This window comes from Massilia sp. ZL223 (genome assembly GCF_018119395.1).
Lineage (GTDB): Bacteria > Pseudomonadota > Gammaproteobacteria > Burkholderiales > Burkholderiaceae_D > Telluria.
Map to the genome: position 1 here is coordinate 47231 of NZ_JAGPWD010000014.1, position 26262 is coordinate 73492.

Genomic DNA, 26262 nt, shown 5'->3' on the forward strand with positions numbered 1-26262 from the left:
CCGGCAAACGCCATGGACTTGCTATTTTTGCAAATTCGCCAGGTGGGCCAGCATCGCCGGCGCCGGGTCCGGCCCCAGGCAGTCGAGCACGATCCGCTGCGGCATCGCGCGCAGCCAGGTGAGCTGGCGCTTGGCCAGCTGGCGCGTGGCGACGATGCCCGCTTCGCGCAAGCCAGCACGGTCGATGCGGCCGTCGAGGTATTCCCAGGCCTGGCGGTAGCCGACGCAGCGCATCGAGGGCAGGGATGGGTTCAGGTCGCCGCGGGCGCGCAGGCGCTTCACTTCTTCCACCAGGCCGGCATCGTCGCTCGCGCCCAGCATCTGGTCGAAGCGCAGCGCGATGCGCTGGTGCAGGACGCTGCGGTCCGAGGGTTCCAGGGCGAAGGACAGCAGCTCGAAAGGCAGCTCGGGCTTGGCGCGGCGCGCCAGCAGTTCCGACATCGGCTTGCCGCTCAGCTCGATGATTTCCAGCGCGCGGTTGATGCGCTGGGCGTCGTTCGGCGCCAGGCGGTCGGCCGTGGCCGGGTCCAGGGTGCGCAGCCTGGCGTGCATCCCGGGCCAGCCGATGCGCGCGGCTTCTTCCTCGATGGCGGCGCGCACCTGCGGGTCGGCGGTCGGCAGGTCGTCCAGGCCGTCGGTCAGGCCCTTGAAGTACATCATGGTGCCGCCCACCAGCAGCGGCAACCTGCCGCGCGCCTGGATCTCGGCCACCAGGCGGATGGTGTCGGCGCTGAACTGCGCCACCGAATACGACTCGAGCGGATCGAGGATGTCGATCAGGTGGTGCGGCGCGCTGGCCAGTTCTACCGGCGTCGGCTTGGCGGTGCCGATGTCCATCTCGCGGTAGATCAGGGCCGAGTCGACCGAGATGATCTCCACCGGGTGTTCGCGCGCGATCGCCAGCGCCGCCGCCGTTTTGCCGGACGCGGTCGGGCCCATGATGGCCACCGCCATCGGTTTCTTCATCGTCGCCATCATTGACCGCGCAGGAAAAGCTTGTCGAGAGCGGCGATCTCGAGCTGGACCCAGGTCGGGCGGCCGTGGTTGCACTGGTCGGCGCGCTCGGTGCTTTCCATCTGGCGCAGCAGCGCGTTCATCTCGGGCGTGGACAGGATGCGGTTGGCGCGCACCGCCGTGTGGCAGGCGAGGGTGCCCAGCAGTTCGTTGCGGCGCTCGACCAGCACGCGCGAGCCGCCGAATTCGCGCACGTCGCGCAGCACGTCGCGCGCCAGGGTCTGGGCGTCGGCGTTCTTCAGCAGCGAGGGCACCGAGCGTACCGCCAGGGTGGTGGGCGAGAGCGCGGCGATGTCGAAGCCGAGCGCCTTGAGCGTGTCCTGGTGGTCCTGGGCGGTCGCCACTTCCACCGCATCGGCGTAGAAGGTCACGGGGATCAGGAGCGACTGCACCTGCATTTCTTCCTGGCCGTCCAGACGCGCGTCCAGCGCATGCTTGAGCTGCTCGTAGAGGATGCGCTCGTGCGCCGCGTGCATGTCGACCAGCACCAGGCCCTTGGTGTTCTGGGCCAGGATGTAGATGCCGTGCAGCTGGGCCAGTGCGAAGCCGAGCGGGAAGTCCTCGTTCGACAGCGGGCGGTCCGAGGCCGACAGCGGCACATTCGCGGGCGAAGGCGCCGGGGCCTCCGGACGCGAGGATTCGTTCGCGGCGAACAGCGCGCCGTAGGCGGCGGTGCTTTGCGCTACGCCCGCGCGCGGCTCGTCCCAGCGGCTGCCGGCCGGGAAGGGAGAGGGCGAGAAGGTCGGGGACAGCTGGGCGCCGAACGAGGTCTGCTCGTGCGGGCGCGGCTGCCAGACCGGCGTGCCGGTCGGCCTGATCTCGGCCGCGCTGATCGGCGCCGGCGCGCTGCCGTGCGCGGTGGCCGAGGTCTGGGCCAGGGTGCGCTGCACCGCGTGGAACACGAACTGGTGCACGGCGCGGCTGTCGCGGAAGCGCACTTCGATCTTGGACGGGTGGACGTTGACGTCCACCAGCGCCGGGTCGAGTTCGAGCGCCAGCACATAGGACGGGAAGCGGTCGCCGTGCAGCACGTCCTGGTAGGCCGCGCGTACCGCGTGCACCAGCAGCTTGTCGCGCACGAAGCGCCCGTTCACATAGAAGAACTGGCCGTCGGCGCGCGCCTTGGAGGCCGTCGGCAGGCCGACGTAGCCGTGCAGGCGCAGCGGGCCGGCCGATTCGTCCAGCGCCAGGCGCGCTTCGGCGAAATCGCCGCCGAGGATCTGGGCGCTGCGTTTGGCCGGTTCGCTCACGTTCCAGTGGTCGATGGTGCGGCCGTTGTGCGTCAGGCTGAAGGACACGTCCGGCCGCGCCAGCGCGATGCGGCGTACGACTTCGGCGCAGTGGGCGTATTCGGTCTGTTCCGACTTGAGGAACTTGCGCCGCGCGGGCGTATTGAAGTACAGGTCCTGGACGTCGATGGTGGTGCCGAAGGCGCCGGACGAGGGTGCCACGGTGCCGTGGTGCGAACCGACGATTTCGTAGGCGTGGGGCGAGCCGGCGGTGCGCGAGGTGATGCGCACGGCGGACACCGCCGCGATCGAGGCCAGGGCCTCGCCGCGGAAGCCCAGGGTGGACACGTTCTCGAGATCGGTCAGCGAGGCGATCTTCGAGGTGGCGTGGCGCGACAGGGCGAGCGGCAATTCCTCGGGCGGGATGCCGCGGCCGTTGTCGGTGATCGCGATGCGCTTGACGCCGCCTTCCTCCAGGCGCACGGTGATCTGGGTCGAGCCCGCATCGAGCGCGTTTTCCAGCAGTTCCTTGACCACGGCCGATGGCCGCTCGACCACTTCGCCGGCGGCGATCTGGGAGATGAGCTGGTCGGGGAGTTGCTGGATGGGACGGTAGGTGAGGACGGGCGCGTTCATGCCGGGATTATATCGCGGCGGGGTTGAGGCGGATCAGGCTCGGCGGGAATTCGGAAGCGATTGTGGTCTGCTTGCAAACTTGGGTTCCCGCCTTCGCGGGAATGACGTTTTGAGGGGGCAGGCCACAACAGCTGTTATGGAACGCTACTTCAGCACGTCATTCCCGCGAAGGCGGGAACCCAAGTTTTCGTGCAGACCGCTTACTTCTGCTCCCTCACCGGAATCGGCGCATTGCACAAATCAATCCGCCCCGCCGGCACCTTGGTCCACGGACCACCCCGATTGCGCTGCGCCTCCACGACAGCCTGGAAGGCCGCGCTATCCGTCCGCATCACCTCGAACTTGCTGCGCTCCGCCTCCGGCACATCCGCCGCCATGCGCACGCTGGCGATCGGCGTACGCTGCTCGGCCTTTTCATAGAAGCCCGCCGCCGCCGTCCCGCGCGGCATGACGGTCAGGAGCGGCATGCCGTGCACGACGCGTCCGACCACGGTGATGTTGCGGTCCAGGTGGCGCGGCGCATGGCCGATGACGGTGTACAGCTGCGAGCCGTTGCCGGTATCGGCGCCGTTGTCGCGCGCCACGCCCACCATGCCGTAGCAGTGCGGCAGCCAGGTCTCGCCCGTGGCCGGGTCGCGCGCCACCGGGAAGCCGTTCGCGTGGCCGACCTGCGGCGCATACACGTCCGGCTCCTTGAGGCGGGTAAAGCCGCTGGTGCCCTTGATCGGCACCGTGAACTCGGCCTTCACCGTCTTGGCCGCCTTGAAAGGCTTCGGATTTTCCTCGTCCGGGTCGCCCCACTGCACCACGAAGCCGTCCTGGGCGCGCATGATCCACAGGCCGTCGAAGTAGCGCTCGCGCACCAGGGCGCGGATGTTGGCCGCCGTATTCGGCGCGAAGGCCGGGGCCAGTTCGATGATCACGCGGCCGGCCGGCAGCTCGATGTACATCGTGTTCTCGGGATCGAGCGGGCGCCATTCGGATGGCTTGGACGCCTTGACCACGTCCGCCACCGAGGGCTTGGGCGGCAGCTCCTTGGCCGCCTTGGGTGCCGCTGCGAAGGCGCTGGACGAGGCCAGCAGGGCCAGGCCAAGGGAAGTGGACAGCGTAGTGCGAAGGGTGGTCAAGCTCATGATGCGTGGTCTCCTCGTTGCGGCCGCGCCGCCTTGTTGTCGGGTATCGCGGGATTGTAATCCGGAATGCTGTCAAAGCATCAAGTCTGTTGTTTGAGTAGTCCCGGAAACAGGGCGCCGGGCCTCCTTTTCAGAGGGCGACTAATGGTATGATGTAAAGCTACCCTCTAGGAAAATTATGGATCTGATGCAACTCTTCGACATGGTCCTGCATGTCGATAAGACGCTGGGCACCTTGCTGGCCCAGTACGGCACTTACGTCTACATGGTGCTGTTCGCCATCGTGTTCTGCGAGACGGGCCTGGTGGTCCTGTTCTTCTTCCCCGGGGATACCCTGCTGTTCATCGCCGGCGCCTTCTGCGCCACCGGCCAGATGAACTATCCGCTCCTGATGGGCCTGCTGGTGCTGGCGGCCGTGACGGGCAATACCCTGAATTACTACATCGGCGAGGCCGTCGGCCACCGCATGTTTACCCACAATTACCGCTGGATCAACAAGGATGCGCTGACCCGCACCCACGAGTTCTTCGAAAAGCACGGCGGCAAGACCATCGTCCTGGCCCGCTTCGTGCCGGTGGTGCGCACCTTCGCGCCCTTCGTGGCGGGCGTGTCCGACATGACGAGCGCGCGCTTCCAGGTGTACAACATCTCCGGCGCGCTGCTGTGGGTGGCCAGCCTGGTCACCGGCGGCTATTTCTTTGGCAACATCCCGATCATCCGCGACCACCTGACCGAGATCGTGCTGGTGGGCGTGAGCGCCGCCATCGTGCCGCTCGCGATCGGCGGGCTGGTCAAGTTCAGCCGGCGCATGCTCAGCCGCTAATTGCCATCCTGACCAAGGCCGCAGATTCTGCGGCCTTGTTGCTTCAGCGCACTCAAGTTTTGGCGCCTTCGAGCCGATAAGCATGGGGTAAGCCCACTCATCTGGAACCTCATGCGCAACCTCATCGCACTGTTCGCCCTCAGCCTGGTCACGGCGACGGCAAGCGCGAACGATCCCGCTCCCAAGACCGACAAGGCGGCCAAGCCGGAGCTCGTCAAGGCTTCGATCAAGCCCAACCTGAAGGCCTCCGCAGTTTCTGCCCTGCCGGCCCCTGCGGCCGCCCAGAAGTCCGAGGAAGAGGCCGAGGTCGACCTGTCGGTCCGCATCGCCGAGAAGCTGGCCGAGCTGCGCGCCAAGCAGGAAGCGCGCGCCCAGGCCGCGGCCCGCGCCCGCAAGGCGGCGGACGCCAGGCGCAAGCAGGAAGCCCTGGCCGCCGCCGCGGCCGCGGCCAAGGAGCACGCGCCCAAGAACGGCACCCACTGGAGCTACGACGGCGAATTCGGCCCGGCCAACTGGGCCAATATCAATTCAAACTGGGCCAAATGCTCGACCGGCAACCGCCAGTCGCCGATCGACCTGCGCGACGGCATGAAGGTCGACCTGGAACAGATCGCCTTCGACTACCACCCGAGCTCGTTCAACGAGATCGACAACGGCCACACCATCCAGGTCAACGTCGGCGGCGGCAACTTCCTCACGGTCGGCAACACGACCTATGAACTGCAGGGCTTCCACTTCCACCGCCCGTCGGAAGAGCGCATCAACGGCAAGGGCACGGAGATGGTGGTGCACCTGGTGCACAAGAGCTACGACGGCAAGCTGGCTGTGCTGGCCGTGCTGCTCGAACGCGGCACGGCCAATCCGATGATCCAGACCGTGTGGAACAACCTGCCGCTGGAAAAGCAGACCACGGTGTCGCCGTCGATCGTGCTGGACGTGAACGAGATCCTGCCGGCGAAGCGTGAATACTTCACCTACATGGGTTCGCTGACCACGCCGCCGTGCACCGAGGACGTGCTATGGCTGGTGATGAAGCAGCCGATGACGGCTTCGCCGCAGCAGATGGCCTTGTTCTCGCGGCTGTATCCGCTGAATTCGCGGCCGGTACAGGCGAGTAATGGACGGATGATCAAGGAATCGATGTAAAGAAAAGCCCGGCGATGCCGGGCTTTTGTTTTTGAGGCGTTGTCACAGCTAATCAATGCCCGCAACCGTAAAACCGTCATCCCGGCGAAGGCCGGGATCCAAGTTTGCGTATGTTGCCACTTCGTATGAATAAGGTGGTACGCAACGAACTTGGGGTCAGTTCACTTCGCCGGAAGTCGTAGGCGCCAGTGGCGCGTACGACGGTGCTACTGCTACGGGATTAGAAGATGCGGTAGTGGCCTTCCCAGCTTTCCCCCGCGCTGAGGGTATGCGGATCTAGCAGTGCCGGTTCGATGCACACGAAACGGCGATATTCTTCATCTTCCATATCGGCCAGCGCGGCGGCGTCCGCCGCGCCCGGATTCCACACCACCGCGTCCGTAAAGCCTTCCTGCTCCAGCGTCAGAGTCCGCGCGCCGGTGGCCATCGTGATCGCGCCAGGGATAGCTTGATAGACCTGATCCAGCTTGTCCTCGATCGCCAGCGTCTGCGCCGCCACGCCGTCGATGCGCACCTCGCGCAGTTCCGGCACCAGGTGATAGGTATGCAGCGCCGCCGCGAACGGGAAGGGCGACTCGCCCGTATTGCGCACCGTGAGCGTCATCGCCAGCTCATTGCCTTGCACGGCCACCCGCAGCGCCAGCGCGAAGCGGTGCGGCCAGGCGGTGGCGAGCTTCTCCGGCAGGTCGGATTCGTTCAGGCCAAATACCGCCCAGCCCTGGCCGCTGTCTTCCAGGCGCCAGGTGCTGACGCGCGCAAAGCCGTGCCGCATGCCGCTGCCGCGCTCGGCGAATTGCGGGAAGATCACCGGCACGCCGCCGCGGATCGCCTTGGTCCCGTCCAGCGCCGACTTGGCGCTGCAGAACATGCGTTCCGCGCCGTCCGCGCCCTTCCACGAAATCAGGTGCGCGCCGTACAGGGTGACGATCGCCTCGGCACCATCGTCCGATGCGATGCGGATCGCGGGCAGCTGCCCGAAGGTGGTCTGGTGCATGTCAGGTCTGGCGGCTCTTGGCCATGGGTGGGTTGTCGGCGAAATAGCGGCGGATGCCCTTGGTGATGGCGTCGGCCAGCTTGTCCTGGTAACCGTCGTCGTTCAGCTTCGCTTCTTCTTCCGGGTTCGAGATGAAGGCCGTCTCGACCAGGATCGACGGGATGTCCGGCGCCTTCAGCACCGCGAAGCCGGCCTGCTCGACGGCCGCCTTGTGCAGGCGGTTGATGCCGCCGATCTCGCCCAGCACGGCCTTGCCGAGCTTGAGGCTGTCGTTGATCTGGGCCGTGGTCGAGAGGTCGAACAGCACGCTGGCCAGCTGCTTGTCGGCGGTGGCGTAGCTGGCGCCGCCGATCAGGTCGGCCTTGTTCTGGTCGTTCGCCAGCCAGCGCGCCGCGCTCGAGCTGGCGCCTTTTTCCGACAGCACGAACACCGAGGAGCCGCGTGCCGTCGGCGACACGAAGGCGTCCGCGTGGATCGAGACGAACAGGTCGGCGTCGACCTTGCGCGCCTTTTGCACGCGGGTGCCGAGCGGGACGAAATAATCGCCGTCGCGGGTCAGCATCACGCGCGTGTTGGGCAGCTGTTCCAGCCTGGCCTTGAGGCGCTTGGCCACCGCCAGCACGATGTCCTTCTCGCGGCTGCCGCGCGCGCCGATCGCGCCCGGGTCCTCGCCGCCGTGGCCCGGATCGAGCGCGATGGTGACCATGCGCGTGACCTTCTGGGCCGGGCCCTTGGGCACCGTTTTCGTGGGCGAGGGCGGCGGCTGCACCGGCTGGGCCGGCTGCGTGCCGTTCAGGCCCGACAGCTCGGCTTCCATGCGCGCGATCGCGTCCGGCACGGGATTCTGCTGGGCGGGCGGCGTCACCGGCGCCGGCGTCGGGATCTGCACGGGCGCCGTGCCGGCCACTGGTTCGCCCAGGGCCTGGTTGCCCGGCGTGCTCGGCGCAGGCACCGTGCTCCATTCGCCCTTTTCGATCATGGCGGCGATCGGGTCGACCGGCTTGAGCGGATACAGGTCGAAGATCAGGCGGTGCTGGTAGCCGGCCACCGGGGCCAGGGTCAGCACTTCCGGCTTGACCTCTTCCTTCAGGTCGAACACCAGGCGCACCACGTTCGGACGATTCTGGCCGACGCGCACCTGCTTGATGTAGGGATCGTTCGGCTCGATCTTGGCGACCAGGCTCTTGAGGGTGCTGTTCAGGCCCAGGCCCTCGATGTCGACCACCAGCCGCGGCGGATCGGGCACCATGAAGTGTTCGGTCTTGAGATTGGTGTCGTTTTCCAGGGTCACCCGGGTGTATTCGGGCGCGGGCCAGACGCGCACCGCCAGGATCTGGGCGGCGCTGGCGGGCAGCGGAGAGATCACGGACAGCAGCAGCGTACCCCCGGCCTTGAGCAGGGTACGGCGGCGCGGCGATCCGGGAATCAAGGCGGGGGTACGAAGGCGAGACGGTCGAGGCATAGCAGACCCAAGTCGGACAACGCCTGCAATTCTACCTCACGGCCGAGACCGCTGACGTTGAGCAATACCTTGACGTCGGGTGGCGGCAACACCGGCTCGCCTTTTTCCGGCCATTCGACGATGCAGATGTTGCGTCCGTCGAAGTCCTCGCGGAAGCCCGCGTCCAGGAATTCCTCGGGACTCGACATGCGGTACAGGTCGTAGTGGATGATGTTGACAGGCTGGCCATCCAGGCTCACCCGGTAGGGTTCCGACAGCGTATAGGTCGGGCTCTTGACCGTGCCCTTGTGGCCGGCAGCCTGGATCAGGGCGCGGGTGAGGGCGGTCTTGCCGGCTCCCAGGTCGCCGTGCAGGTAGATCACCAGTCCGGGACGCAGCGCACGGGCCAGCGCCGCGCCCAGGGCGGCCGTTGCCGATTCGTCGGCCAGGTAAGCTTTGAAGGACTGCATCGAATAAAATAGCTTGTTTGTGCGGTGTTGAGCCGCGTTGTTGTCGATCCCGCCATGCCGAATTCCACTCCCAACCTCGCCGACCTCGCGCGCACCATCAAGCAATGGGGCGCGGAGCTGGGCTTCGCCGACGTGCGCATCGCCGACGTCGACCTGGCGCACCTGGAAGCCGGCCTGCAGGCCTGGCTGGATGCGGGCTGCCATGGCGAGATGGATTATATGGCAAGCCATGGCATGAAGCGTGCGCGTCCGGCCGAACTGGTGCCGGGCACGGTGCGCGCCATCGTCGCGCGCATGGATTATCTGCCGCAGCAGCGCGACGAAGACTGGCGCGCCCAGGAACGCCTGCGCCAGCAGGATCCGGATGCCGCCGTGGTCTCTGTATATGCACGCGGCCGCGACTACCACAAGGTGCTGCGCAACCGCCTGCAGCAGCTGGCCGAGATGGTGAAGGCGGCCGTGGGCGAGCTCGGCTACCGCGTGTTCACCGATTCCGCCCCGGTGATGGAATTGCCGCTGGCGGAAAAAGCCGGACTGGGCTGGCGCGGCAAGCACACCCTGCTGCTGTCGCGCGAGGCCGGCTCGACCTTCTTCATCGGCGAGATCCTGGTCGACCTGCCGCTGCCGGTCGACCCGCCCACCGGCGCCCATTGCGGCCAGTGCCAGGCCTGCATCGACGTGTGCCCGACCCAGGCCATCCTCGGCCCTGGCAAGCTGGATGCGCGGCGCTGCATTTCCTACCTGACCATCGAGCTCAAGGGCAGCATTCCCGAGGAGCTGCGCCCCCTGATCGGCAACCGCATCTACGGCTGCGACGATTGCCAGCTGGCCTGTCCGTGGAACAAGTTCGCCCAGCGCGCCCAACTGCCGGATTTCGACGAGCGCAATGGCCTCGGCGAATCAAGCATGGTGGAATTGTTCGCGTGGGAAGAAGAGGAATTCAACCGCCGCATGGAAGGCAGCCCGATCCGCCGGATCGGCCATGAGCGCTGGCTGCGCAACCTCGCGGTGGGGCTGGGCAATGCGGCCGGGCAGCGGCAGGGCGATCCTGCCATCGTGGCGGCCTTGGAGGCGCGCGCCGCACACCCGTCCGAACTGGTGCGCGAACACGTTACGTGGGCTCTGGCGCGCCACACCTCCTGAACATCAGACCTCGATGCGCTTGGCGCGCAGCGCCGACCAGTCGCCGTCGATCGAGATCATCGCCACGCTCGTAATGCCGTTTTCCTTGGCATAGTCGTTGATCGAATCGCGGTTGATGTCGGTCGCCTTGGAGGCAGTCTGCTTGAGGTAGGCGATCCACAGCGAGCCCTTGTCGCCCAGCTTTTCTTTCGCCTGGGGCAGGAAGTGTTCGAGGTCCTTGCGGTTCATGCAGAACATCAGGATCACGTCGAAGGGGCCGTCGCCCTCCTTGACCAGCTCGGCAGGCATCTGCGACACCACCCCTGGATTGACTTGGCCGTTGAGGATGAGCATCGATTTCGCCGTCCTCAGGAACATCTTGTCTGCCACTGTCTTTTCGTTCATGGACTGTCCCCAAAAAAGAAGCGCAGCCCGGTCCAGCCCGCGCGCCACGTTCAGATTTATTTTACAAGGCTTCCCCGAAATTTAGAGACGCTTGTTGTGCGGGAAGAATGCTTGGCTTATTTCAGCAAGCCGGCCAGCTCGACCGCGGTCTTGACCTGCATCTTGTCGAAGATGTGGGCGCGGTGCACCTCGACCGTGCGCATGCTGATGCCGAGCTTGTCGGCGACCACCTTGTTCATCATGCCGGCCAGGATCAGGTCCAGCACTTCGCGCTCGCGCGCCGACAGGGTGGCCAGGCGCGCCTGCACCTGGGCCGAGGCGGCGGCCTTGCGCGAGGCCGCCATGGCTTCCTCGACGCGGTCCATCAGCATGTTGTCGTTGAAGGGTTTTTCGAAGAAATCGAAGGCGCCGCGCTTGAGCGAGTCGACCGCCATCGGCACGTCGCCGTGGCCGGTCAGGAAGATCACGGGCAGGCGCGGCAGCAGGCCGCGCTGGATCAGCTGGTCGAACACGGCGATGCCGTTCATGTCCGGCATGCGCACGTCGAGCAGCACGCAGTCGCCTTCGTCGCCGGGCTGCTGCATCTGGTCGAGGAATTCATGGCCGCCCGCGTAGCCGCGCGCTTCCAGGCCGCGCGATTGCGCCAGCCAGGCGAGGGCGTCACGAATGACCTCTTCGTCATCGACGATGTGCAGCATGCTGTGCGTCTCCGTTTTGTTGTTGGTCGGGATTTTAGCCCAGCGCCGGGGCCGCCGCTTGCGCGGGCAGCGAGAACGTGAAAATCGTGCCGCCGGCCGGGTTCGGCGCATGGGTCAAGGTGCCGCCGTGGAACTCGATCGCGGTGCGGCAGATCGACAAGCCCATGCCCATGCCTTCCGCCTTGGTCGAGTGGAAGGGCGAGAACAGGCGCTCGGCCACTTCGGGCGCGATGCCGTGGCCGCGGTCGATCACCGACACCGACACCTGGCCGCGCCCGTGGGCGCCCTGGATGCGCAGCACCCGGTCTTCGGGCGGCGTGTCCTGCATGGCTTCGATGGCGTTGCGGGTCAGGTTCAGCAGCACCTGTTCGAGCAGGATGCGGTCGGCCAGCACCGGCGGCAGGTCGGGCGGCAGCTCCACGCGCAGCACCACGGCCGCCTGGCGCGCCTGCAGGTCGATCAGGGCGCGCACGCCGTCGACCACGCTGCGGATGCTCACCGTCTCGCGCAGCGGCTCGCGCTTCTTCACGAATTCGTGCACGCTGCGGATGATCTGGCCGGCGCGCTGGGCCTGCTGGCGCGCCTGCTCCAGCGCGCGCTTCAGCAGGCCGGGCTGGACCTCGCCGCCGTCGGCGCGTTCCAGCATGTTGAGCGCGCCCGCCGTGTAGCTGGAGATCGCCGCCAGTGGCTGGTTCAGCTCGTGCGCCAGCATCGACGAGATCTCGCCCATGGTCGCCAGGCGCGCGCTGGCCTGCAGCTTTTCCTCCTGCTGGCGGTTGAGTTCTTCGACGCGCTTGCGGTCGGTGATGTCGAGGACTGAGCTCATCCAGCCGGTCTGCTTGCCGTAGACGTCCACCAGCGGCGCCTCGAACACCAGTACCGGCACCCGCGCCCCGTCCGAGCGCTGGTAGACGGTCTCGAACTGGGGCGTGATGGTCCCGGCCAGGACGCCGCGGAAGCGTTCCTCGTAGTCGCCCATGGCTTCCGGCGCCCAGTAGGGCATGGGCGGCTTCTTGCCCACCAGGGCTTCCTCGGGCAGGCCGACGATCTGGCAGAAGGCGCGGTTGACGTAGGTGACCCGCCCCTCCAGGTCGCGCGCGCGCAGGCCGGTGAGCAGGGAATTCTCCATCGCGGTGCGGAAGGCCATCTGCTGGCGCAGCGCGGCTTCGGCCGCCAGGGTGCGCGAGATGTGGCGCCACAGGGCGACCAGGCTCAGCACCAGGCCCAGGGCCAGCACGATCACCGAGCCCACCAGCAGGTTCGGCAGCAGCTTGGGCGCGCCCTTGACGCTGTCGGTCGACAGGGCCACCAGCGCGCCCGGCAGGTCGAGGTCGCGCCGGTGGGTGTAGACGCCGCGTCCCGGCCCGCCGGCGGCGCGCTGGGCCACCACATGGTCGTCGCGGTCGAGCAGGCTCAGGGCATTGTCCTGGGCGAACCACCAGGGCACGGTTTCGTTCAGCAGCACCTCCAGGCTGTAGGTGGCCACCAGGCTGCCCGAGTACTGGCCCTGGCGGTACAGCGGCAGGTAGAAGTCGATCAGGCCGTGCGTCGAAGGCGTGGCGCCATAGGGTTCGCTGTAGCGGCCGCGCCGGGTGGCGTGCGCCATCTCGGCGGCCTGCCGGGTCGCTTCCGGCAGGCCGGCCGCCGGCATGTCGGCGCCGTGGCTCGCCATCAGCTTGCCGGCCTCGTCCAGCCAGGCCACGCGCACCAGTTCGGGACCGTTCTTGAACATCTGCGCGAAACGCGCCCGCAGCACCGGCGTGGGAGGGGGCGCCACCACCAGGTCGGCGCCGAGGGCGGCCAGGGCTTCTTCGCTGCGCGCCAGCTCGAAGCGCAGGGTCTGCTCCACCCACAGGGTGTCGGCGATCAGCTGCTCCTGGCGCTCGTTGCTTTCCATCTGGCGCGCCTGCCAGGGCAGCCAGATCAGCACCGCGAGGAACAGCAGCACCAGCAGCACCGGCACCAGCCAGCGCAGCGGGCGCGAGCGCTGTTCCGGGGAGGGCTGCGCGAACGGATTTTTCATGCCTTGCCTTGTACTTGGTTACACTGTCGGGCTATTGTGGAAGTCCACGATGGCGGGTCGGGGAGAACGGCTCCAGACTGGCCCACTCGTCATATTAACGTTTCACCAGGAAGAACCGAACCGCCATGCAGATCAAAGCCCTGGTCGGGGCGCTTGCCGCAGCGATGAGCTTCATTGTCAGCTCCAGTGCATGTGCGCAGGGACCGATCGTCATCAAGTTCAGCCACGTGGTCGCGCCCGATACGCCCAAGGGGCAGGCGGCCGAGCGCTTCAAGCAGCTCGCCGAGCAGATGACCAAGGGCCGGGTGCGGGTCGAAGTCTACCCGAACAGCCAGCTCTATAAAGACCGCGAGGAGCTCGAAGCCCTGCAGCTGGGCGCGGTGCAGATGCTGGCCCCCTCGCTGGCCAAGTTCTCGCCCCTGGGCATCAAGGAATTCGAAGCCTTCGACCTGCCTTACATCTTCCCCTCGAAGGCGGCACTGTACGCCGTGACCGAAGGACCGGTCGGCAAGGACTTGCTGCGCAAGCTGGAGCCCAAGGGCATCGTCGGCCTGGCCTACTGGGACAATGGCTTCAAGGTCATGTCGGCCAATAAGCCGCTGCTGGCGCCGGGCGACTTCCGCGGCCTGCGCATGCGCATCCAGGCCTCCAAGGTGCTGGACGCCCAGATGCGCGCGCTCGGGGCCCGGCCCCAGGTGCTGGCCTTCTCGGAAACCGCGCCCGCGCTGCGCGACGGGGTGGTGGAGGGCACCGAGAACACGCCCTCCAATATGTACACCCAGAAGATGCACGAGAGCCAGAAGCACCTGACCGTGTCCAACCACGGCTACCTGGGCTATGCGGTGATCGTCAACAAGAAGTTCTGGGACGGCCTGCCCTCGGACGTACGCACCACCCTCGAGCGCGCCATGCGCGACGCCACCGCCTATGAAAAGACGATCGCCCAGCGCACCAACGACGCCGCGCTGGAATCGATCCGCCGCGCCGGCACCACCACCATCCACACGCTGAACGCCCAGCAGCAGATGGAATGGCGGCGCGCCATGATGCCGGTCTACAACCAGATGGAGACCCGGATCGGCAAGGACATCGTGCGCGCCATCGGCCGCGAAGTGAAGCGCTGAAGGGGGTTTACCCGGGCGCGGGTTGTCTTATGCGAATTCTTTATAACTAAAATAAATTTTTTGACAGTGTGGTCAAAAAGATACGCTTGAGGCAAACACTTGCGATATGATGGGGACTTCTCGCACTGACATGGTGCGAATGCAGCACAGAACACACGAATTTGGGGAGCACATACAAAAGCACGGTAATTCATACCGGAGTAATTCGAGGAGACACCACGTTTGACAGAAGCTGTTAGCACCGCTAAACAGCCGGAACGTGACCCGAATTGAACGCACCTGAGGGTGCGTTTTTTTTCGTCTGTCATACTGCCTGCATACCCTATCCATCATCCTTTCCACCAGTTAAGATTGCACTACGCGGTAGCCTTTTCCGCGCACCACACGAAGCAATCATGAAGACAGAACAGGGAAGCGAATTGTTCCACGCCATCGTGGCCACGCCCTTTGGCGCGATGGGCATCCGCACGCAGGACGAGCGGGTGCGCGAGCTGGTCTACCTGCCGCCGCACTACGCCGAAAAAGACCCCGACAACGCCGTCGCCGGGCAGGCCGCGCAGCAGATCGCGCGCTACCTGGCCGACCCCGACTTCCGTTTCGAGCTGCCGCTGTTCGAGGCCGGCACCGAGTTCCAGCGCAAGGTCTGGGAAGCGATCGGCGCCATCCCGCGCGGCAGCGTGCGCACCTACGGCCAGCTGGCCAAGCTGATCGGCTCGGCGCCGCGCGCCGTGGGCCAGGCTTGCGGCGCCAACTGGTTCCCCCTGATCATTCCCTGCCACCGCGTCACCGCGTCCGGCGGGCTGGGCGGCTTTTCCAACCAGGACGACGAAAACGGTTTCCACCTGTCCGTGAAGCGCTGGCTGCTGCGCCACGAAGGCGCCACCGCATCCCCATGGCAACAGCAGTCAATCTGGCCCTGATCGACGAGTTCTGCGACACGCTCTGGCTGGAGCAGGGACTGGCGAAGAACTCCCTCGACGCCTACCGGCGCGACCTGCGCCTGTTCGCCGGCTGGCTCGAAGCCAAGCGTGCGCAGCGCGACAGCCTGCTGGCGGTCCAGCCGGAAGACCTGGCCGCGTATTTCGCCGACCGCCATGCCGAATCGCGCCCGAGCTCGGCCAATCGCCGGCTGTCGGTGCTCAAGCGCTTCTACCAGCTGGCCCTGCGCCAGCAAAAGATCCAGCAGGACCCCTGCCTCAAGATGGCATCGGCGCGCCAGCCGACCCGCTTCGTGCACACGCTGACCGAAAGCCAGGTCGAAGCCTTGCTGGCCGCGCCGGACGTGAATACGCCGCTGGGCCTGCGCGAACGCACCATGCTGGAACTGATGTACGCCAGCGGCCTGCGGGTATCGGAACTGGTGGCGCTCAAGCTGGTGGAAGTGAGCATGAACGACGGCGTGCTGCGCATCACCGGCAAGGGCAGCAAGACCCGCCTGGTGCCTTTTGGCCAGGAAGCGCGCGGCTGGCTGGAGCGCTACCTGAAGGACGCGCGCGGCATCATCCTCAATGGCCAGGTCGACGACGCACTGTTCGTGACCGGCCGCGGCGGCCCGATGACGCGCCAGATGTTCTGGATCCTGATCAAGAAGCACGCACAGAAGGCGGGCATCCAGGCCCCGCTATCGCCGCACACCCTGCGCCACGCCTTCGCCACCCACCTGCTCAACCACGGCGCCGACCTGCGCGTGGTGCAGCTGCTGCTGGGGCACGCCGACATCTCGACCACCCAGATCTACACCCACGTCGCGCGCGAACGCCTCAAGCACCTGCATGCCCAGCACCACCCCCGTGGTTAGTGCAAGCCGCGCCGGCGGGACTAGTCCATAATGGCCGGGCAGCACCCAATCTTCTTTGTACAGGCGAGGTGAAAATGACTCGGAACAATTTCAGTTACGAAAAGCGTCAGCGGGAACTCGAAAAGAAGCGCAAGGCCGAGGAAAAGGCCAAGCGCAAGCTGGAGGCTAAAAACGCCCCTGCCGAGCCGGAAGGCGGCGCCACGGAGGCTTCGGAGCAGCCTGGGTTGGATACGGACGCGCCGCAAGAACTGTCCTGAGCCATGCGGGAAAACCGCGTTGCGCCGGCTTGGCAAGCCGGCGCCTGTCGCGGATAAAGGGAGGCGGGCCGTCCGCAAGTGTTCCGGCCCGCGGTGTTCGGTGGCGCGTAGGCTCGATCCGCATCGGGATCGAGCTCAGTGCGCATGGTTGAACTATAAAGATTGCGGTTTGCGTCATCCAGCGGGATGCGACGAGCCGACGTCTGGGCGGCATGAAATGCGTTAGCCGGGGATGAAATGCGTGCCGCCTGCCTGGTTTGCGGGCACGCGAACCGTCAATCCGCCGCCGTCCTGAACTCGCCGCGCGACGGATAGAGGCGCAGGCGCGCCAGCACCTGGCCGTGGTCCGAGGCTTCGGGCAGGCCCAGGTTCAGGTGGTCGTTCAGGTAGACCACGTTGCTCACTTCGCCGATCGCTTCCGGCAGGGCGTGGTTGAACTCGGGCGAAACCAGGATGTGGTCGATGGTGGAGTGGCGCCGGTCGTGCAGGATAGAAAAGCCGACGTCGCGGCCGTTGTCCTGCTGGCGCTGCACGCGGAAGGCGTCGTACATGCGGTCCGCCGGCGGCGTACCTTCGCCCAGCACGATCTCGGTGGTGACCGAATCGGCCACGTCGTTGAAGTCGCCCATCACGATGCGCGGGCGGCGCCGGGCGTGGGCCATGTCGGTGAGCAGCACTCGCAGGGCGGTGGCCTCGGTGCCGCGCCTTATCAGCGAGCGCAGGCAGGCGAGGGCGTACAGGTGCGGGTCGTCGCCGCTGTCGCTGGAGCGGTAGTCGGGACGGCGCGACTTGAGGTGCACCACGATCACGTCCACGACCACGCCGGGCGCGAGCTCGATGGCCGCGTGCAAAGGAGCGCGCGTGAAGCGGTCCGGGTCGCGGCTGCCGGGCGGCATGGCGACATTGTCGGGAAACATGCTCAGGGCCCGGCCCGGTTCGGCCAGCGGCAGGCGCGACACCAGGGCCACGCTGGGCGTCAGGCGCGAAGCGCTGGGATCGGGATCGAAGCCGACGTGGGCGGCATCGCGGTAGCGCCGGGTGCGCGCCAGCACTTCCTTCAGCACGGACTGGGAAAAGATTTCCTGGAAGCCGATCACGTCGGCATCGAGCAGGTCGACCTGGTGCGCGGTCCAGGCGAGCTTGGCCTCGTATTCCTCTGGCGTGAACGGCGCGAGATTGTCGTATAGGTGCGCGCCGGGCGGGGCCAGGTTGAATGTGTTGAAGGTGGCAAAGCGAATTTCTTCCTGCATAATAGAAACCCCTTTATGTTCGTCTTTAGCGTACCACGCATGGCCAAGAAAGAGCACGTGTCAGAGACACCCGCCACACAATTCCTGCGCAAACACCAGGTCGCTTTTTCCGAGCATCCCTACGAGTACGAAGAACATGGCGGCACCGCCGTGTCCTCGCGCGCGCTGGGCGTGCCGGAGCACGACGTGGTCAAGACCCTGGTGATGCAGGACGAGGCGGCCAAGCCGCTGATCGTCCTGATGCATGGCGACTGCAAGGTCTCGACCAAGAACCTGGCGCGCGCCATCCCCTGCAAGTCGGTCGAACCCTGCAAGCCGGACGTGGCCCAGCGCCATTCGGGCTACATGGTGGGCGGCACCTCGCCCTTCGGCATCCGCAAGGCGATGCCGGTCTTCGTCGAGGAGAGCATCCTGGCCCTGGACAAGATATACATCAATGGCGGACGGCGCGGCTACCTGGTCGGCATCGATCCGCGCGTGCTGGTGGACGTGCTGAAAGCACGGCCGGTGCAATGCGCCCTGGCCGAGTGACTATCCCCGAAGCATGGTGTATATTCACGGGCCGGTTTTGCTGGCTTATTAAAAAAGAGACAAGATGAACCCAACGATCGCCACCATCATCGCCACCATCGCCGCCTACCTGATCGGCTCGATTTCCTTCGCCGTGGTCGTGAGCCACGCCTTCGGCCTGGCCGACCCGCGCACCTACGGCTCCAAGAACCCGGGCGCCACCAACGTCCTGCGCAGCGGCAGCAAGAAGGCCGCCATCGCCACCTTGGTGGGGGACTGCCTCAAGGGCTGGCTGGCCGTCTGGCTGGCCGTGCACTTCGGCCCGCAGTACGGCCTGGAAGAGGGAAGCATCGCCCTGGTGGCGCTGGCCGTCTTCATCGGCCACCTGTGGCCGGTGTTCTTCAAATTCGTGGGCGGCAAGGGCGTTGCGACCGCGCTCGGCGTACTGCTCGGCATTAACCCGTGGCTGGGCCTGGCGACCGCGGCCACCTGGCTGATCGTGGCCTATGCCTTCCGCTATTCCTCGCTGGCGGCGCTGATCGCCTCGGTGTTCGCGCCCTTCTACTACGGCCTGCTGTTCGGCGCCGACGAGATCCTGTTCGCCGTGTTCATCATGAGCGGGCTGCTGCTGTGGCGCCACAGCGCGAACATCGCCAATCTGCTGGCCGGCAAGGAGTCCAGGATCGGCAGCAAGGCGGCGGGCGCCAAGAAGAAATAAGGCCCCGCGCGCCCGAAATCCGGCCAGGCGTTACCATATCCGTTTGACGGCACGCCCGTGCCGCAACGGACAAGAAAGGTGGTGCGCTGTGACCAAGCAACTCAGGATCGATTTTGTATCGGACGTCTCGTGCCCATGGTGCGCGATCGGTCTGAAGTCGCTGGACACGGCGCTGGGCCGCGTCGGCGCCGAGGTCCAGGCGGACCTGCATTTCCAGCCCTTCGAGCTGAACCCCGACATGGGCCCGGACGGACAGGACATCGTCGAGCACATCACCGAGAAGTACGGCGCCACGGCCGAGCAGCAGGCCCAGACCCGCGAGGCGATCCGCCAGCGCGGCGCTGACGTCGGCTTCGTGTTCGACATGGAGCGGCGCGGCCGCATCTACAACACCTTCGACGCTCACCGCCTGCTGTCCTGGGCGGAGCAGGAAGGGCGCCAGCGCGAGCTCAAGGAAGCGCTGTTCAGCGCTTACTTCACCCATTGCGAGGATCCCAGCAACCACGAGGTGCTGCTGCGCGCGGTGGGGCATGCGGGGCTGGACCGCGAAGTGGCGGCGCGCATCCTGAACTCGAACGAATTCGCGGAGGAGGTGCGTGAGCGCGAGCAGTTCTTCCAGCGGGCGGGGATCCGGTCGGTGCCGGCGATTATCATCAACCAGAAGCACCTGATCTCGGGTGGGCAGCCGCCGGAGGTGTTCGAGAGGGCGTTGAGGGAGATTGCGGCTAAAGAGTAATTGAGGTGGTGCGCCTCAAGCCAGCTCCAGCACCACCGGCTGATGATCCGACGCCGCCGTCTCCGACAGCACATCCAGCACCTTCACCCGCTCCGCCAGATCCTCGGTCACGAAGAAATAGTCATAGCACTCAGGCCGCTCCGGCCACGGATAGCCGTGCAGCCCGGCGGTCGGTGCGCGCGCCGTGTCGCCGTGGACGATGCGCCAGGCGTCGCGCAGCGCCAGTTCGCCCTGTGCGGGCGCGGCCAGCATGGCCTCGTAATCGGGCGAGGCGGGCGCGAAATTGAAGTCGCCGCACAGGATCGCCGACCCGGGCCGGAAGCCCAGCTGGAAGGGCGCATCCAGGTTCGGATCCGGCTGGAAGATGCGCGCGCGGGCGCAGGCTTCCGCATGCAGCTCGCGCACGCGCGCGACCTGCGCCATGCGCTGGCGCGCCGAATAGTATTCAAGGTGGGTGGTCATCAGGCGCAGCTTGCCGCCGGGCGCGTCGATCACGGTTTCCAGCAGGCCGCGCGGCATGCCGGCCGGGCTTTCGGGATCGGCCGGCCAGGGCAGCAGGTGGCGGTGCACCTGCGAGATGCGGTATTTCGAGAGGATCAGGTTGCCGAACAGGCGGGGAACGTTGTTCTTGTAGATCTCGCTGGGAGCGTGCTCCATCAGGTGGTAGCCGCCGAAGGCGCCGCCCAGCTGCTTGAACTGGTTCGCGGTCGCGCTGCCTTCCAGCTCCGGGTGGTTCGCCGCCACCTCCTGCAGGCAGACTACATCCGGATTGAGGCGGCGCAGCACGTCGATGATCGCATGAATGCGGATCCTTCCGTCCTTGCCACAACCCCAATGAATATTCCAGCTCACCACGCGCATCACTCACCTCCGTAAAACTTGACCGTCGGATATTGCCACCGTTTGGCGGTCGACGGTCACACCGTAGGATCGATGTCAAGCTTGCAAGTTCAGGCGAAACCCTAGAATTTATGCGGCTTCCAGCTCGTCCAGGGGCCAGCGCGGACGCACGTTGAACGCGTAATCGCGCTGCGCCAGGTCCGGATTGCGTTCCAGGCGCATGGCGCCCGCGAAGGCGATCATGGCGCCGTTATCGGTGCAGAACTCCAGTTCAGGATAATAGACCTTGAACTTGCGTTTTACAGCAGCCGCGTCCAGCGAGGCGCGCAACTGGCGGTTGGCGCCCACGCCGCCGGCGATCACCAGGCGCTTCAGGCCCGTGTGGCGCAGCGCGTTCACGCACTTGGCGGTGAGGACGTCGACGATCGCGTCGACGAAGCCGCGCGCGATATTCGCCTTGTCCTGCTCGCAGATATTGGCCACCACCTTTTCCTCGTGGTTCTTCACCACCGTGAGCACGGCGGTTTTCAAACCCGAGAAGCTGAAGTTGAAGTCCTTCGAGTGCAGCATCGGGCGCGGCAGGGTGTAGGCGTCGGGATCGCCGAATTCCGCCAGGCGCGAGATCGCCGGGCCGCCGGGATAGCCCAGGCCGAGCAGCTTGGCCGACTTGTCGAAGGCTTCGCCGGCCGCGTCGTCCAGGGTCTCGCCCAGCAGGGTGTAGCGGCCGACGCCGTCCACGCGCATCAGCTGGGTGTGGCCGCCCGAGACCAGCAGGGCGATGAAGGGAAACTCCGGACGCTCCGTCGCCAGCAGCGGCGACAGCAAATGGCCTTCGAGGTGGTGCACGCCCAGCACCGGCTTGTCGAGCGCCAGCGCCAGCGAGCAGGCCACCGAGGAGCCGACCAGCAGCGCGCCGGCCAGGCCGGGACCCTGGGTATAGGCGACGGCATCGATGGCGGACATCGGAATGCCCGCGCGCCTGATCGTTTCCTCCAGCAGCGGCAGGGCGCGGCGGATGTGGTCGCGCGAGGCCAGTTCCGGCACCACGCCGCCATACTCCTCGTGCATGGCGACCTGCGAATGCAGGGCATGGGACAGCAGCCCGCGCTCGGTGTCATACAGAGCCAGGCCGGTTTCATCGCAGGAGGATTCGACGCCGAGTACGATCATGGGAAAAAGCCGGTGAGAAAGATGCAGAAGGCGGGATTTTACCGTAGGGTGGACCGGGACGCGTAGTCGGCTCCGCCGTCCACGCGGTGATAGTTAGCAGTGGAACGCGTGGACGGGAGACCCGTCCACCCTACGGGCGCTGCAGCAGCTCGGCATGCGCGCTGCGCAGCATCGCTTCCGTCTCTTCCCAGCCGATGCAGCCGTCGGTCACCGAGCAGCCGTACTTCAGCTGCGACAGGTCTTCCGGAATCGGCTGGCTGCCCGACACGATGTTCGACTCGATCATCACGCCCACCAGCGACTGGTTGCCATGGCGGATCTGCTGGATCACGTCCGACATCACCAGCGGCTGCAGTTCCGGCTTCTTGTAGCTGTTCGCGTGCGAGCAGTCCACCACCAGGTTGGCCGGCAGCCCGGCTTTCTTCAGCGCCTGCTCGGCGATCGCCACCGACACCGAATCGTAGTTCGGGCGGCCGCCGCCGCCGCGCAGCACCACATGGCCGTAGGCGTTGCCGCTGGTGCGCACGATCGATACCGTGCCCTGGTCGTTGATGCCCAGGAAGGCGTGCGGATTGGCCGAGGACAGCACGGCGTTGACCGCGATGCTGACGTCGCCGTCGGTGCCGTTCTTGAAGCCGACCGGGGTCGACAGGCCGGAAGACATCTCGCGGTGGGTCTGGGATTCGGTGGTGCGCGCGCCGATCGCGGTCCAGGCGATCAGGTCGCCCAGGTATTGCGGCGAGATCGGGTCCAGCGCCTCGGTCGCGGTCGGCAGGCCGAGCTCGCACACGTCCAGCAGGAAGCGGCGCGCGCGCTCCATGCCCTCGTCGACGCGGAAGGAGTCGTCCATGAACGGATCGTTGATATAGCCCTTCCAGCCGGTGGTCGTACGCGGCTTCTCGAAATACACGCGCATCACCAGCACCATGGTGTCCGCGACCTCGGCCTGCAGCGTCTTCAGGCGGCGCGCATAGTCCAGGCCGGCTTCCGGATCGTGGATCGAGCAGGGGCCGACCACGACGAACAGGCGGTGGTCCTTGCGGTCGAGGATATTGCGCAGCGTCTCGCGGCCCTGCATCACGGTGGTGAAGGCGCGGTCGGTCAGCGGCAGCTTGGCATGCAGCTCGACCGGGGTGGGCATCCGCGCGAAGGAGCTGACGTTGGTGTTTTCGATATCGGGCGTGATGATCATGGTGCTAATCAATGTTTTCTTTAGGGAGTTGACCAGTGTAGACGCAAATTGCTGCACTTGCACACCCGCGCGCAAAATTCGCCGGCGGGCCAAAGGGGAGGGCGCCTGCAGCCGGTCCGCAATCCCGTGTATCCTTTTGCCATGAACACGGACATCGAGAGCTTTGCCGCCGCCCCCTTCATCAAGGAGATCGGCCGCGGCGTGAAGGGTGCGCGCAGCATGTCGCGCGAGGATGCGGGCCGCCTCTACGGCGCCATGCTGGACGGCCGGGTCTCGGACCTGGAACTGGGCGCGATCCTGCTGGCCATGCGCATCAAGGGCGAATCGGTGGAGGAGCTGGCCGGCTTCATGGACGCCGCCGAAGCCTCGTTCGCGCCGCTGCCGGCGCCCGCGGGCCCCTTCGCCCCGGTCCTGATTCCCAGCTATAACGGCGCGCGCAAGCTGGCCAACCTGACGCCGCTGCTGGCCCTGCTGCTGGCGCGCGAAGGCGTGCCGGTGCTGGTGCACGGCGTGCGCCTCGACCCCGGGCGGGTGACGACGGCCGAGATCCTGGCCGAGCTCGGCCTGGCGGAAGCCGGTTCGACGGCCGACATGCAGGATGCCTTCGCGGCGGGCCGGCCGGCCTTCCTGCCGATCGAGCGCCTGGCGCCGAAGCTGGCGCACATGCTGTCGCTGCGCCGCATCCTCGGCGTGCGCAACTCGACCCATACCCTGGTCAAGATCCTGCAGCCTTTCGAGGGGCCGGCGCTGCGCCTGGTTTCCTACACCCACCCCGAGTACCTGGAAACGCTGGGGGAGTACTTCACCGGCGCCGCGCCGGCGGAGCGCGGCGACGCCTTCCTGATGCGCGGGACCGAGGGCGAGACGGTGGCCAATCCGCACCGGGCCCAGCAGATCGACTGGTTCCACGCCGGCAGCCGCACGGTCCTGGTCGAACGCGATGCGCCCGCCGACGAGCTGGCCGAGGTGCCGGACACCCGCGACGCGGCCGCGACCGCCGCCTGGATCGCGCGTGCGCTGGCGGGGGAAGTGCCGGTGCCGCGTCCTATCCTGGCCCAGGTGGCCCAGTGCGTACAGGTGGCGCGCGCGCTGCGGGCTTGATCGCGGCGGGCCGGTTCGCCCTCCATCCTTCAGTTTTGCTTGCTCTTCACTGTTCGCGGCCGGGCCACCCTGGCTGCGTTCGTGTTTAGCGTTGGCTCTAAACAACGTGTCGGACTAGGCAATTTAGAGTCAGGGATCTAAAACCCGGGACGCATTTTCCCTGTCCCGAAGCCTAATTTTTCCCATAAATTTCGGTTATGTTCTGCTAAGTTTAGGTAATTGATGGCCAAATGTTGTATGCTCAAGTAATTAATTAACAATTAATTTTCATAAGAGCAATGATATTTGAGTAAGTTTGTTGTAAGGAAAGTGATTTTCCTCAAGAAAGCGGCTATTATTTTTGCGCAACATAGCAAAACGATACTGAACGGCAATATCTGCTGTTATTGAGAAGATATTGCTGGACGGCATCGTTAGAAAAACGTTCGGCTTTACGCCGGTCCGCCAATTTCTGAAGGATGACCAGAATGACCAAGCAACTCCGCATCACCTCGAACCGTTTCGCTTTCGCCGCCCTGGCGCTGGCTGCCGCCGTTGCCGCCGGCAGCGTGCACGCCGCCGTCGCGACCGCCTCCTCGACCAGCACCGTGATCGCCCCGATCCAGATCTCCAAGGTCACCGACCTGTCCTTCGGCAGTTTCGCACCGGGCGCGACCCCGGGCACGGTCACCATCAGCCCGAACAGCAGCCGCGCCGTCAGCGGCGGCGTGGTGGCTGCAGGCGGCACCAGCACCGCGGCGCAGTTCAACGTGACCGGTGAAACCGGCCTGAACTATTCGATCACCCTGGGCGGCTCGGCCACCCTGGCATCGGGTTCGGACACCATGGCCTTCACCTCGATCAGCGACCTGAGCGCCAGCGCAGCCACTTCGGGTAACGTGACGAGCGGTACCCTGAGCTCCGGCGCGCAGTCGATCTACGTCGGCGGCGTGCTGACCGTTGCCGCCAACCAGGCGGCCGGCACCTACACCGGCAGCGTGACCGCCACCGTCGAGTACAACTAAGCGGCAAGCGGCGTCGGAGCCCGGCCGTGTCTGCACGCCGCATGTTTTCCTGCCGTTTGCTCCTTCCGGCGCTGCTGCTCATGCTGTCCCTGGCGCCATCCGGCGCCAGCGCGCAGCAGGTCATGATCTCGAACACCCGCAGCCTGGACTTCGGGCGCTTCGTGGCCGGCAGCGGCGGCACCGTGGTGATCGGCCCCACCGGCCTGCGTTCCCGCACCGGCGCCGTCGTCCTGCTCAATTCCCCGTCCGCCAGCCAGGCGAACTTCACTGTCTCCAAGAGCAGCAACGGCGGCGGCAACAAGGCCGTGATCATTTCGCTGCCCGGCAATGGACAAATCAGGCTTAACAGCGGCAGCAACAGCATGGCCGTGAACAGCTTTACCAGCTCGCCAAGCGGAATGCTTCCCTCTGTACCGGTCAGCGGCACGCCGCTGGCGGTCGGGGCCACCCTCACGGTGGCGCCGAACCAGGCGCCGGGGGTGTACAGCGGTTCGTTTTCGGTGATCGTTAATTTCCAGTAGACCCGTCAAGTAGGACCATATGATGTTTCGCCTGCAGTTTCCCGCCTTTTTCATGCGCCTGATCGGCGCCTTGTCCTTGCTGACCCTGTGCGCTCCCGCACACGCCGAGCTGATGCTGCACCCGACCCGCATCGTATTCGAGCAGAACCAGCGCGCCGCCCAGATCGAGCTGATCAACAATGGAACCAAGCCGGCCAGCTACCGCATCGCACTAGTCAACCGCCGCATGACCGAGGCCGGCCAGTTCGAACCGGCCGACACCCCGGCGCCGGGCGAGCATTTCGCCGACAGCATGCTGCGCTACTCGCCGCGCCAGATCACCCTGCAGCCGGGCACCGCCCAGACCGTGCGCGTCATGCTGCGCAAGCCGGCCGACCTGGCCGAGGGCGAATACCGTTCGCACCTGCTGTTCGACAAGCTGCCGGATGCGGAAGGCGAGAGCAGCATCGAGCAGCGCGGCCAGAACAGCGGTATCGGCGTGGTCATGAACGCCCTGGTGGGCGCGTCGGTGCCGGTGATCGTGCGCCACGGGAAAGTGGACGCCAGCATCAAGCTGGCCGGCCTCGCCCTGCAATACGACGCCACCCGCCGGCCCCTGCTGACCATGCGCCTCGAGCGCGAGGGCAGCGGCTCGGTCTACGGCGACGTGAGCGTCAGCTTCACGCCGCGCGGCGGCAAGACCACCACGGTGGGCCAGGTGGGCGGCATCGCCGTCTACACCCCCAACCGCGTGCGCCAGGCCGCGCTGCCGCTGCAGCTGCCGGCCGGCCTGAACCTGTCCGGCGGCACCCTCGAGGCCGTGTTCCGCGAACGTCCGGAAGCGGGCGGCAAGCCGCTGGCCCAGGCCAGCCTGGCGCTGCCGTGATCCGCCCGGCGAAGCTTCACTAGCCACGCACGTTCATGCGGG

General features: G+C 66.2%; 27 protein-coding genes. 14 read left to right on the forward strand and 13 right to left on the reverse strand.

From position 1 onward, the window contains the following. Positions 1 to 21: 21 nt before the first annotated feature. From miaA to KBW95_RS11155, 3 genes are all read right to left on the reverse strand, one after another. Positions 22 to 975 carry a tRNA (adenosine(37)-N6)-dimethylallyltransferase MiaA gene (gene miaA / locus KBW95_RS11145; protein ID WP_229429690.1) on the reverse strand — a complete coding sequence of 318 codons (954 nt, stop codon included), beginning with the start codon at positions 973 to 975 and terminating at the stop codon, positions 22 to 24. After that, positions 975 to 2879 carry a DNA mismatch repair endonuclease MutL gene (gene mutL, locus KBW95_RS11150; RefSeq protein ID WP_211524550.1) on the reverse strand — a complete coding sequence of 635 codons (1905 nt, stop codon included), beginning with the start codon at positions 2877 to 2879 and terminating at the stop codon, positions 975 to 977. The genes miaA and mutL overlap by 1 nt, the downstream gene beginning before the upstream one ends. A gap of 200 nt (positions 2880 to 3079) precedes the next feature. Continuing rightward, on the reverse strand, positions 3080 to 4012 hold the full coding sequence (locus KBW95_RS11155; RefSeq protein WP_211524551.1) for a peptidylprolyl isomerase: 933 nt from the start codon (positions 4010 to 4012) through the stop codon (positions 3080 to 3082). Between the two features lie 178 nt (positions 4013 to 4190). Between KBW95_RS11155 and KBW95_RS11160 the strand changes: the two genes are divergently transcribed. Both KBW95_RS11160 and KBW95_RS11165 read left to right on the forward strand, forming a co-directional pair. Beyond that, a complete protein-coding gene (locus KBW95_RS11160) occupies positions 4191 to 4835 on the forward strand; it encodes a VTT domain-containing protein (RefSeq protein ID WP_211524552.1) in 645 nt (214 codons plus the stop codon). 111 nt (positions 4836 to 4946) lie between these two features. Continuing rightward, positions 4947 to 5981 carry a carbonic anhydrase gene (locus KBW95_RS11165; RefSeq protein ID WP_211528273.1) on the forward strand — a complete coding sequence of 345 codons (1035 nt, stop codon included), beginning with the start codon at positions 4947 to 4949 and terminating at the stop codon, positions 5979 to 5981. A 220-nt stretch (positions 5982 to 6201) separates the two neighbouring features. Here the strand turns inward: KBW95_RS11165 and KBW95_RS11170 are convergent, their stop codons facing one another. Genes KBW95_RS11170 through tsaE form a run of 3 tightly spaced genes read right to left on the reverse strand, consistent with a single transcriptional unit; the run spans position 6202 to position 8886 of the window. Next, positions 6202 to 6975 carry a D-hexose-6-phosphate mutarotase gene (locus KBW95_RS11170; RefSeq protein WP_211528274.1) on the reverse strand — a complete coding sequence of 258 codons (774 nt, stop codon included), beginning with the start codon at positions 6973 to 6975 and terminating at the stop codon, positions 6202 to 6204. Position 6976: 1 nt separating this feature from the next. After that, on the reverse strand, positions 6977 to 8437 hold the full coding sequence (locus tag KBW95_RS11175; RefSeq protein ID WP_211528275.1) for an N-acetylmuramoyl-L-alanine amidase: 1461 nt from the start codon (positions 8435 to 8437) through the stop codon (positions 6977 to 6979). Continuing rightward, positions 8401 to 8886, reverse strand: coding sequence for a tRNA (adenosine(37)-N6)-threonylcarbamoyltransferase complex ATPase subunit type 1 TsaE (tsaE, locus tag KBW95_RS11180; protein ID WP_211528276.1), 486 nt, complete (start codon positions 8884 to 8886; stop codon positions 8401 to 8403). The genes KBW95_RS11175 and tsaE overlap by 37 nt, the downstream gene beginning before the upstream one ends. 54 nt (positions 8887 to 8940) lie before the next feature. Between tsaE and queG the strand changes: the two genes are divergently transcribed. Continuing rightward, positions 8941 to 10029, forward strand: a complete 1089-nt coding sequence (gene queG, locus KBW95_RS11185) for a tRNA epoxyqueuosine(34) reductase QueG (protein ID WP_211528277.1) — start codon at positions 8941 to 8943, stop codon at positions 10027 to 10029. A gap of 3 nt (positions 10030 to 10032) precedes the next feature. On the opposite strand, the gene KBW95_RS11190 is transcribed toward queG, so the two are convergent. From KBW95_RS11190 to KBW95_RS11200, 3 genes are all read right to left on the reverse strand, one after another. Further along, complete coding sequence (locus tag KBW95_RS11190) at positions 10033 to 10413, reverse strand: class I SAM-dependent methyltransferase (protein WP_211528278.1); 381 nt, start codon at positions 10411 to 10413, stop codon at positions 10033 to 10035. A 116-nt stretch (positions 10414 to 10529) separates the two neighbouring features. Further along, positions 10530 to 11111 carry a response regulator transcription factor gene (locus tag KBW95_RS11195; RefSeq protein ID WP_211528279.1) on the reverse strand — a complete coding sequence of 194 codons (582 nt, stop codon included), beginning with the start codon at positions 11109 to 11111 and terminating at the stop codon, positions 10530 to 10532. Positions 11112 to 11145: 34 nt separating this feature from the next. After that, positions 11146 to 13134, reverse strand: coding sequence for a PAS domain-containing sensor histidine kinase (locus KBW95_RS11200; protein WP_211528280.1), 1989 nt, complete (start codon positions 13132 to 13134; stop codon positions 11146 to 11148). Positions 13135 to 13259: 125 nt separating this feature from the next. Between KBW95_RS11200 and KBW95_RS11205 the strand changes: the two genes are divergently transcribed. The 4 genes from KBW95_RS11205 to KBW95_RS11220 all read left to right on the forward strand — a co-directional run bounded on the left by KBW95_RS11205 (position 13260) and on the right by KBW95_RS11220 (position 16313). Further along, entirely contained in the window at positions 13260 to 14258 is a 999-nt protein-coding gene (locus tag KBW95_RS11205; protein WP_211524562.1) for a TRAP transporter substrate-binding protein, read from the forward strand. Positions 14259 to 14653: 395 nt separating this feature from the next. Continuing rightward, the gene (locus tag KBW95_RS11210) at positions 14654 to 15178 is read left to right on the forward strand and encodes a methylated-DNA--[protein]-cysteine S-methyltransferase (RefSeq protein ID WP_211524563.1); all 525 of its coding nucleotides are present in this window, start codon (positions 14654 to 14656) and stop codon (positions 15176 to 15178) included. Further along, on the forward strand, positions 15151 to 16056 hold the full coding sequence (gene xerD, locus KBW95_RS11215; RefSeq protein ID WP_211524564.1) for a site-specific tyrosine recombinase XerD: 906 nt from the start codon (positions 15151 to 15153) through the stop codon (positions 16054 to 16056). The genes KBW95_RS11210 and xerD overlap by 28 nt, the downstream gene beginning before the upstream one ends. Positions 16057 to 16130: 74 nt before the next feature. Then, positions 16131 to 16313 carry a hypothetical protein gene (locus tag KBW95_RS11220; RefSeq protein ID WP_211524565.1) on the forward strand — a complete coding sequence of 61 codons (183 nt, stop codon included), beginning with the start codon at positions 16131 to 16133 and terminating at the stop codon, positions 16311 to 16313. A 275-nt stretch (positions 16314 to 16588) separates the two neighbouring features. Here the strand turns inward: KBW95_RS11220 and KBW95_RS11225 are convergent, their stop codons facing one another. Then, entirely contained in the window at positions 16589 to 17563 is a 975-nt protein-coding gene (locus tag KBW95_RS11225) for an endonuclease/exonuclease/phosphatase family protein (protein ID WP_211524566.1), read from the reverse strand. A 39-nt stretch (positions 17564 to 17602) separates the two neighbouring features. On the opposite strand from KBW95_RS11225, the gene ybaK reads away from it, so the two are divergent. From ybaK to KBW95_RS11240, 3 genes are all read left to right on the forward strand, one after another. Beyond that, on the forward strand, positions 17603 to 18094 hold the full coding sequence (gene ybaK / locus KBW95_RS11230; RefSeq protein ID WP_211524612.1) for a Cys-tRNA(Pro) deacylase: 492 nt from the start codon (positions 17603 to 17605) through the stop codon (positions 18092 to 18094). Between the two features lie 64 nt (positions 18095 to 18158). Further along, positions 18159 to 18791 (forward strand): glycerol-3-phosphate 1-O-acyltransferase PlsY, encoded by a 633-nt coding sequence (gene plsY, locus KBW95_RS11235; RefSeq protein WP_229429687.1) that lies wholly within the window; start codon positions 18159 to 18161, stop codon positions 18789 to 18791. An 88-nt stretch (positions 18792 to 18879) separates the two neighbouring features. Beyond that, the gene (locus KBW95_RS11240; RefSeq protein ID WP_211524567.1) at positions 18880 to 19527 is read left to right on the forward strand and encodes a DsbA family oxidoreductase; all 648 of its coding nucleotides are present in this window, start codon (positions 18880 to 18882) and stop codon (positions 19525 to 19527) included. 15 nt (positions 19528 to 19542) lie between these two features. Here the strand turns inward: KBW95_RS11240 and KBW95_RS11245 are convergent, their stop codons facing one another. From KBW95_RS11245 to KBW95_RS11255, 3 genes are all read right to left on the reverse strand, one after another. Next, positions 19543 to 20388 carry an endonuclease/exonuclease/phosphatase family protein gene (locus KBW95_RS11245; protein ID WP_211524568.1) on the reverse strand — a complete coding sequence of 282 codons (846 nt, stop codon included), beginning with the start codon at positions 20386 to 20388 and terminating at the stop codon, positions 19543 to 19545. 108 nt (positions 20389 to 20496) lie between these two features. After that, positions 20497 to 21537, reverse strand: coding sequence for a tRNA (adenosine(37)-N6)-threonylcarbamoyltransferase complex transferase subunit TsaD (tsaD, locus tag KBW95_RS11250; protein WP_211524569.1), 1041 nt, complete (start codon positions 21535 to 21537; stop codon positions 20497 to 20499). A 130-nt stretch (positions 21538 to 21667) separates the two neighbouring features. After that, entirely contained in the window at positions 21668 to 22729 is a 1062-nt protein-coding gene (locus KBW95_RS11255; RefSeq protein ID WP_211528281.1) for a 3-deoxy-7-phosphoheptulonate synthase, read from the reverse strand. 141 nt (positions 22730 to 22870) lie between these two features. Here KBW95_RS11255 and ybiB point away from each other — a divergent pair, with 141 nt between their 5' ends. The 4 genes from ybiB (at position 22871) to KBW95_RS11275 (ending at position 26220) form a co-directional block, all read left to right on the forward strand. Beyond that, complete coding sequence (gene ybiB / locus KBW95_RS11260) at positions 22871 to 23830, forward strand: DNA-binding protein YbiB (RefSeq protein WP_211528282.1); 960 nt, start codon at positions 22871 to 22873, stop codon at positions 23828 to 23830. A gap of 467 nt (positions 23831 to 24297) precedes the next feature. Further along, a complete protein-coding gene (locus KBW95_RS11265; RefSeq protein WP_211524572.1) occupies positions 24298 to 24834 on the forward strand; it encodes a DUF4402 domain-containing protein in 537 nt (178 codons plus the stop codon). A 26-nt stretch (positions 24835 to 24860) separates the two neighbouring features. After that, positions 24861 to 25355, forward strand: coding sequence for a DUF4402 domain-containing protein (locus KBW95_RS11270; RefSeq protein WP_211524573.1), 495 nt, complete (start codon positions 24861 to 24863; stop codon positions 25353 to 25355). A 19-nt stretch (positions 25356 to 25374) separates the two neighbouring features. Continuing rightward, complete coding sequence (locus KBW95_RS11275; protein ID WP_211524574.1) at positions 25375 to 26220, forward strand: molecular chaperone; 846 nt, start codon at positions 25375 to 25377, stop codon at positions 26218 to 26220. The last annotated feature ends 42 nt before the right edge of the window (positions 26221 to 26262 follow it).

Excerpts from the sequence above, each read along its gene's own strand:
- KBW95_RS11170 (WP_211528274.1), bottom strand. The coding sequence starts at position 6,975 with ATGCACCAGACCACCTTCGGGCAGCTGCCCGCGATCCGCATCGCATCG.
- queG (WP_211528277.1), top strand. The coding sequence starts at position 8,941 with ATGCCGAATTCCACTCCCAACCTCGCCGACCTCGCGCGCACCATCAAG.
- KBW95_RS11210 (WP_211524563.1), top strand. The coding sequence starts at position 14,654 with ATGAAGACAGAACAGGGAAGCGAATTGTTCCACGCCATCGTGGCCACG.
- KBW95_RS11160 (WP_211524552.1), top strand. The coding sequence starts at position 4,191 with ATGGATCTGATGCAACTCTTCGACATGGTCCTGCATGTCGATAAGACG.
- tsaE (WP_211528276.1), bottom strand. The coding sequence starts at position 8,886 with ATGCAGTCCTTCAAAGCTTACCTGGCCGACGAATCGGCAACGGCCGCC.
- KBW95_RS11275 (WP_211524574.1), top strand. The coding sequence starts at position 25,375 with ATGATGTTTCGCCTGCAGTTTCCCGCCTTTTTCATGCGCCTGATCGGC.
- KBW95_RS11175 (WP_211528275.1), bottom strand. The coding sequence starts at position 8,437 with ATGCCTCGACCGTCTCGCCTTCGTACCCCCGCCTTGATTCCCGGATCG.
- KBW95_RS11200 (WP_211528280.1), bottom strand. The coding sequence starts at position 13,134 with ATGAAAAATCCGTTCGCGCAGCCCTCCCCGGAACAGCGCTCGCGCCCG.
- KBW95_RS11190 (WP_211528278.1), bottom strand. The coding sequence starts at position 10,413 with ATGAACGAAAAGACAGTGGCAGACAAGATGTTCCTGAGGACGGCGAAA.
- tsaD (WP_211524569.1), bottom strand. The coding sequence starts at position 21,537 with ATGATCGTACTCGGCGTCGAATCCTCCTGCGATGAAACCGGCCTGGCT.
- KBW95_RS11155 (WP_211524551.1), bottom strand. The coding sequence starts at position 4,012 with ATGAGCTTGACCACCCTTCGCACTACGCTGTCCACTTCCCTTGGCCTG.
- ybiB (WP_211528282.1), top strand. The coding sequence starts at position 22,871 with ATGAACACGGACATCGAGAGCTTTGCCGCCGCCCCCTTCATCAAGGAG.
- ybaK (WP_211524612.1), top strand. The coding sequence starts at position 17,603 with ATGGCCAAGAAAGAGCACGTGTCAGAGACACCCGCCACACAATTCCTG.
- KBW95_RS11205 (WP_211524562.1), top strand. The coding sequence starts at position 13,260 with ATGCAGATCAAAGCCCTGGTCGGGGCGCTTGCCGCAGCGATGAGCTTC.
- KBW95_RS11165 (WP_211528273.1), top strand. The coding sequence starts at position 4,947 with ATGCGCAACCTCATCGCACTGTTCGCCCTCAGCCTGGTCACGGCGACG.
- KBW95_RS11195 (WP_211528279.1), bottom strand. The coding sequence starts at position 11,111 with ATGCTGCACATCGTCGATGACGAAGAGGTCATTCGTGACGCCCTCGCC.
- plsY (WP_229429687.1), top strand. The coding sequence starts at position 18,159 with ATGAACCCAACGATCGCCACCATCATCGCCACCATCGCCGCCTACCTG.
- KBW95_RS11265 (WP_211524572.1), top strand. The coding sequence starts at position 24,298 with ATGACCAAGCAACTCCGCATCACCTCGAACCGTTTCGCTTTCGCCGCC.
- mutL (WP_211524550.1), bottom strand. The coding sequence starts at position 2,879 with ATGAACGCGCCCGTCCTCACCTACCGTCCCATCCAGCAACTCCCCGAC.
- KBW95_RS11245 (WP_211524568.1), bottom strand. The coding sequence starts at position 20,388 with ATGCGCGTGGTGAGCTGGAATATTCATTGGGGTTGTGGCAAGGACGGA.
- miaA (WP_229429690.1), bottom strand. The coding sequence starts at position 975 with ATGGCGACGATGAAGAAACCGATGGCGGTGGCCATCATGGGCCCGACC.
- KBW95_RS11220 (WP_211524565.1), top strand. The coding sequence starts at position 16,131 with ATGACTCGGAACAATTTCAGTTACGAAAAGCGTCAGCGGGAACTCGAA.
- xerD (WP_211524564.1), top strand. The coding sequence starts at position 15,151 with ATGGCAACAGCAGTCAATCTGGCCCTGATCGACGAGTTCTGCGACACG.
- KBW95_RS11255 (WP_211528281.1), bottom strand. The coding sequence starts at position 22,729 with ATGATCATCACGCCCGATATCGAAAACACCAACGTCAGCTCCTTCGCG.
- KBW95_RS11225 (WP_211524566.1), bottom strand. The coding sequence starts at position 17,563 with ATGCAGGAAGAAATTCGCTTTGCCACCTTCAACACATTCAACCTGGCC.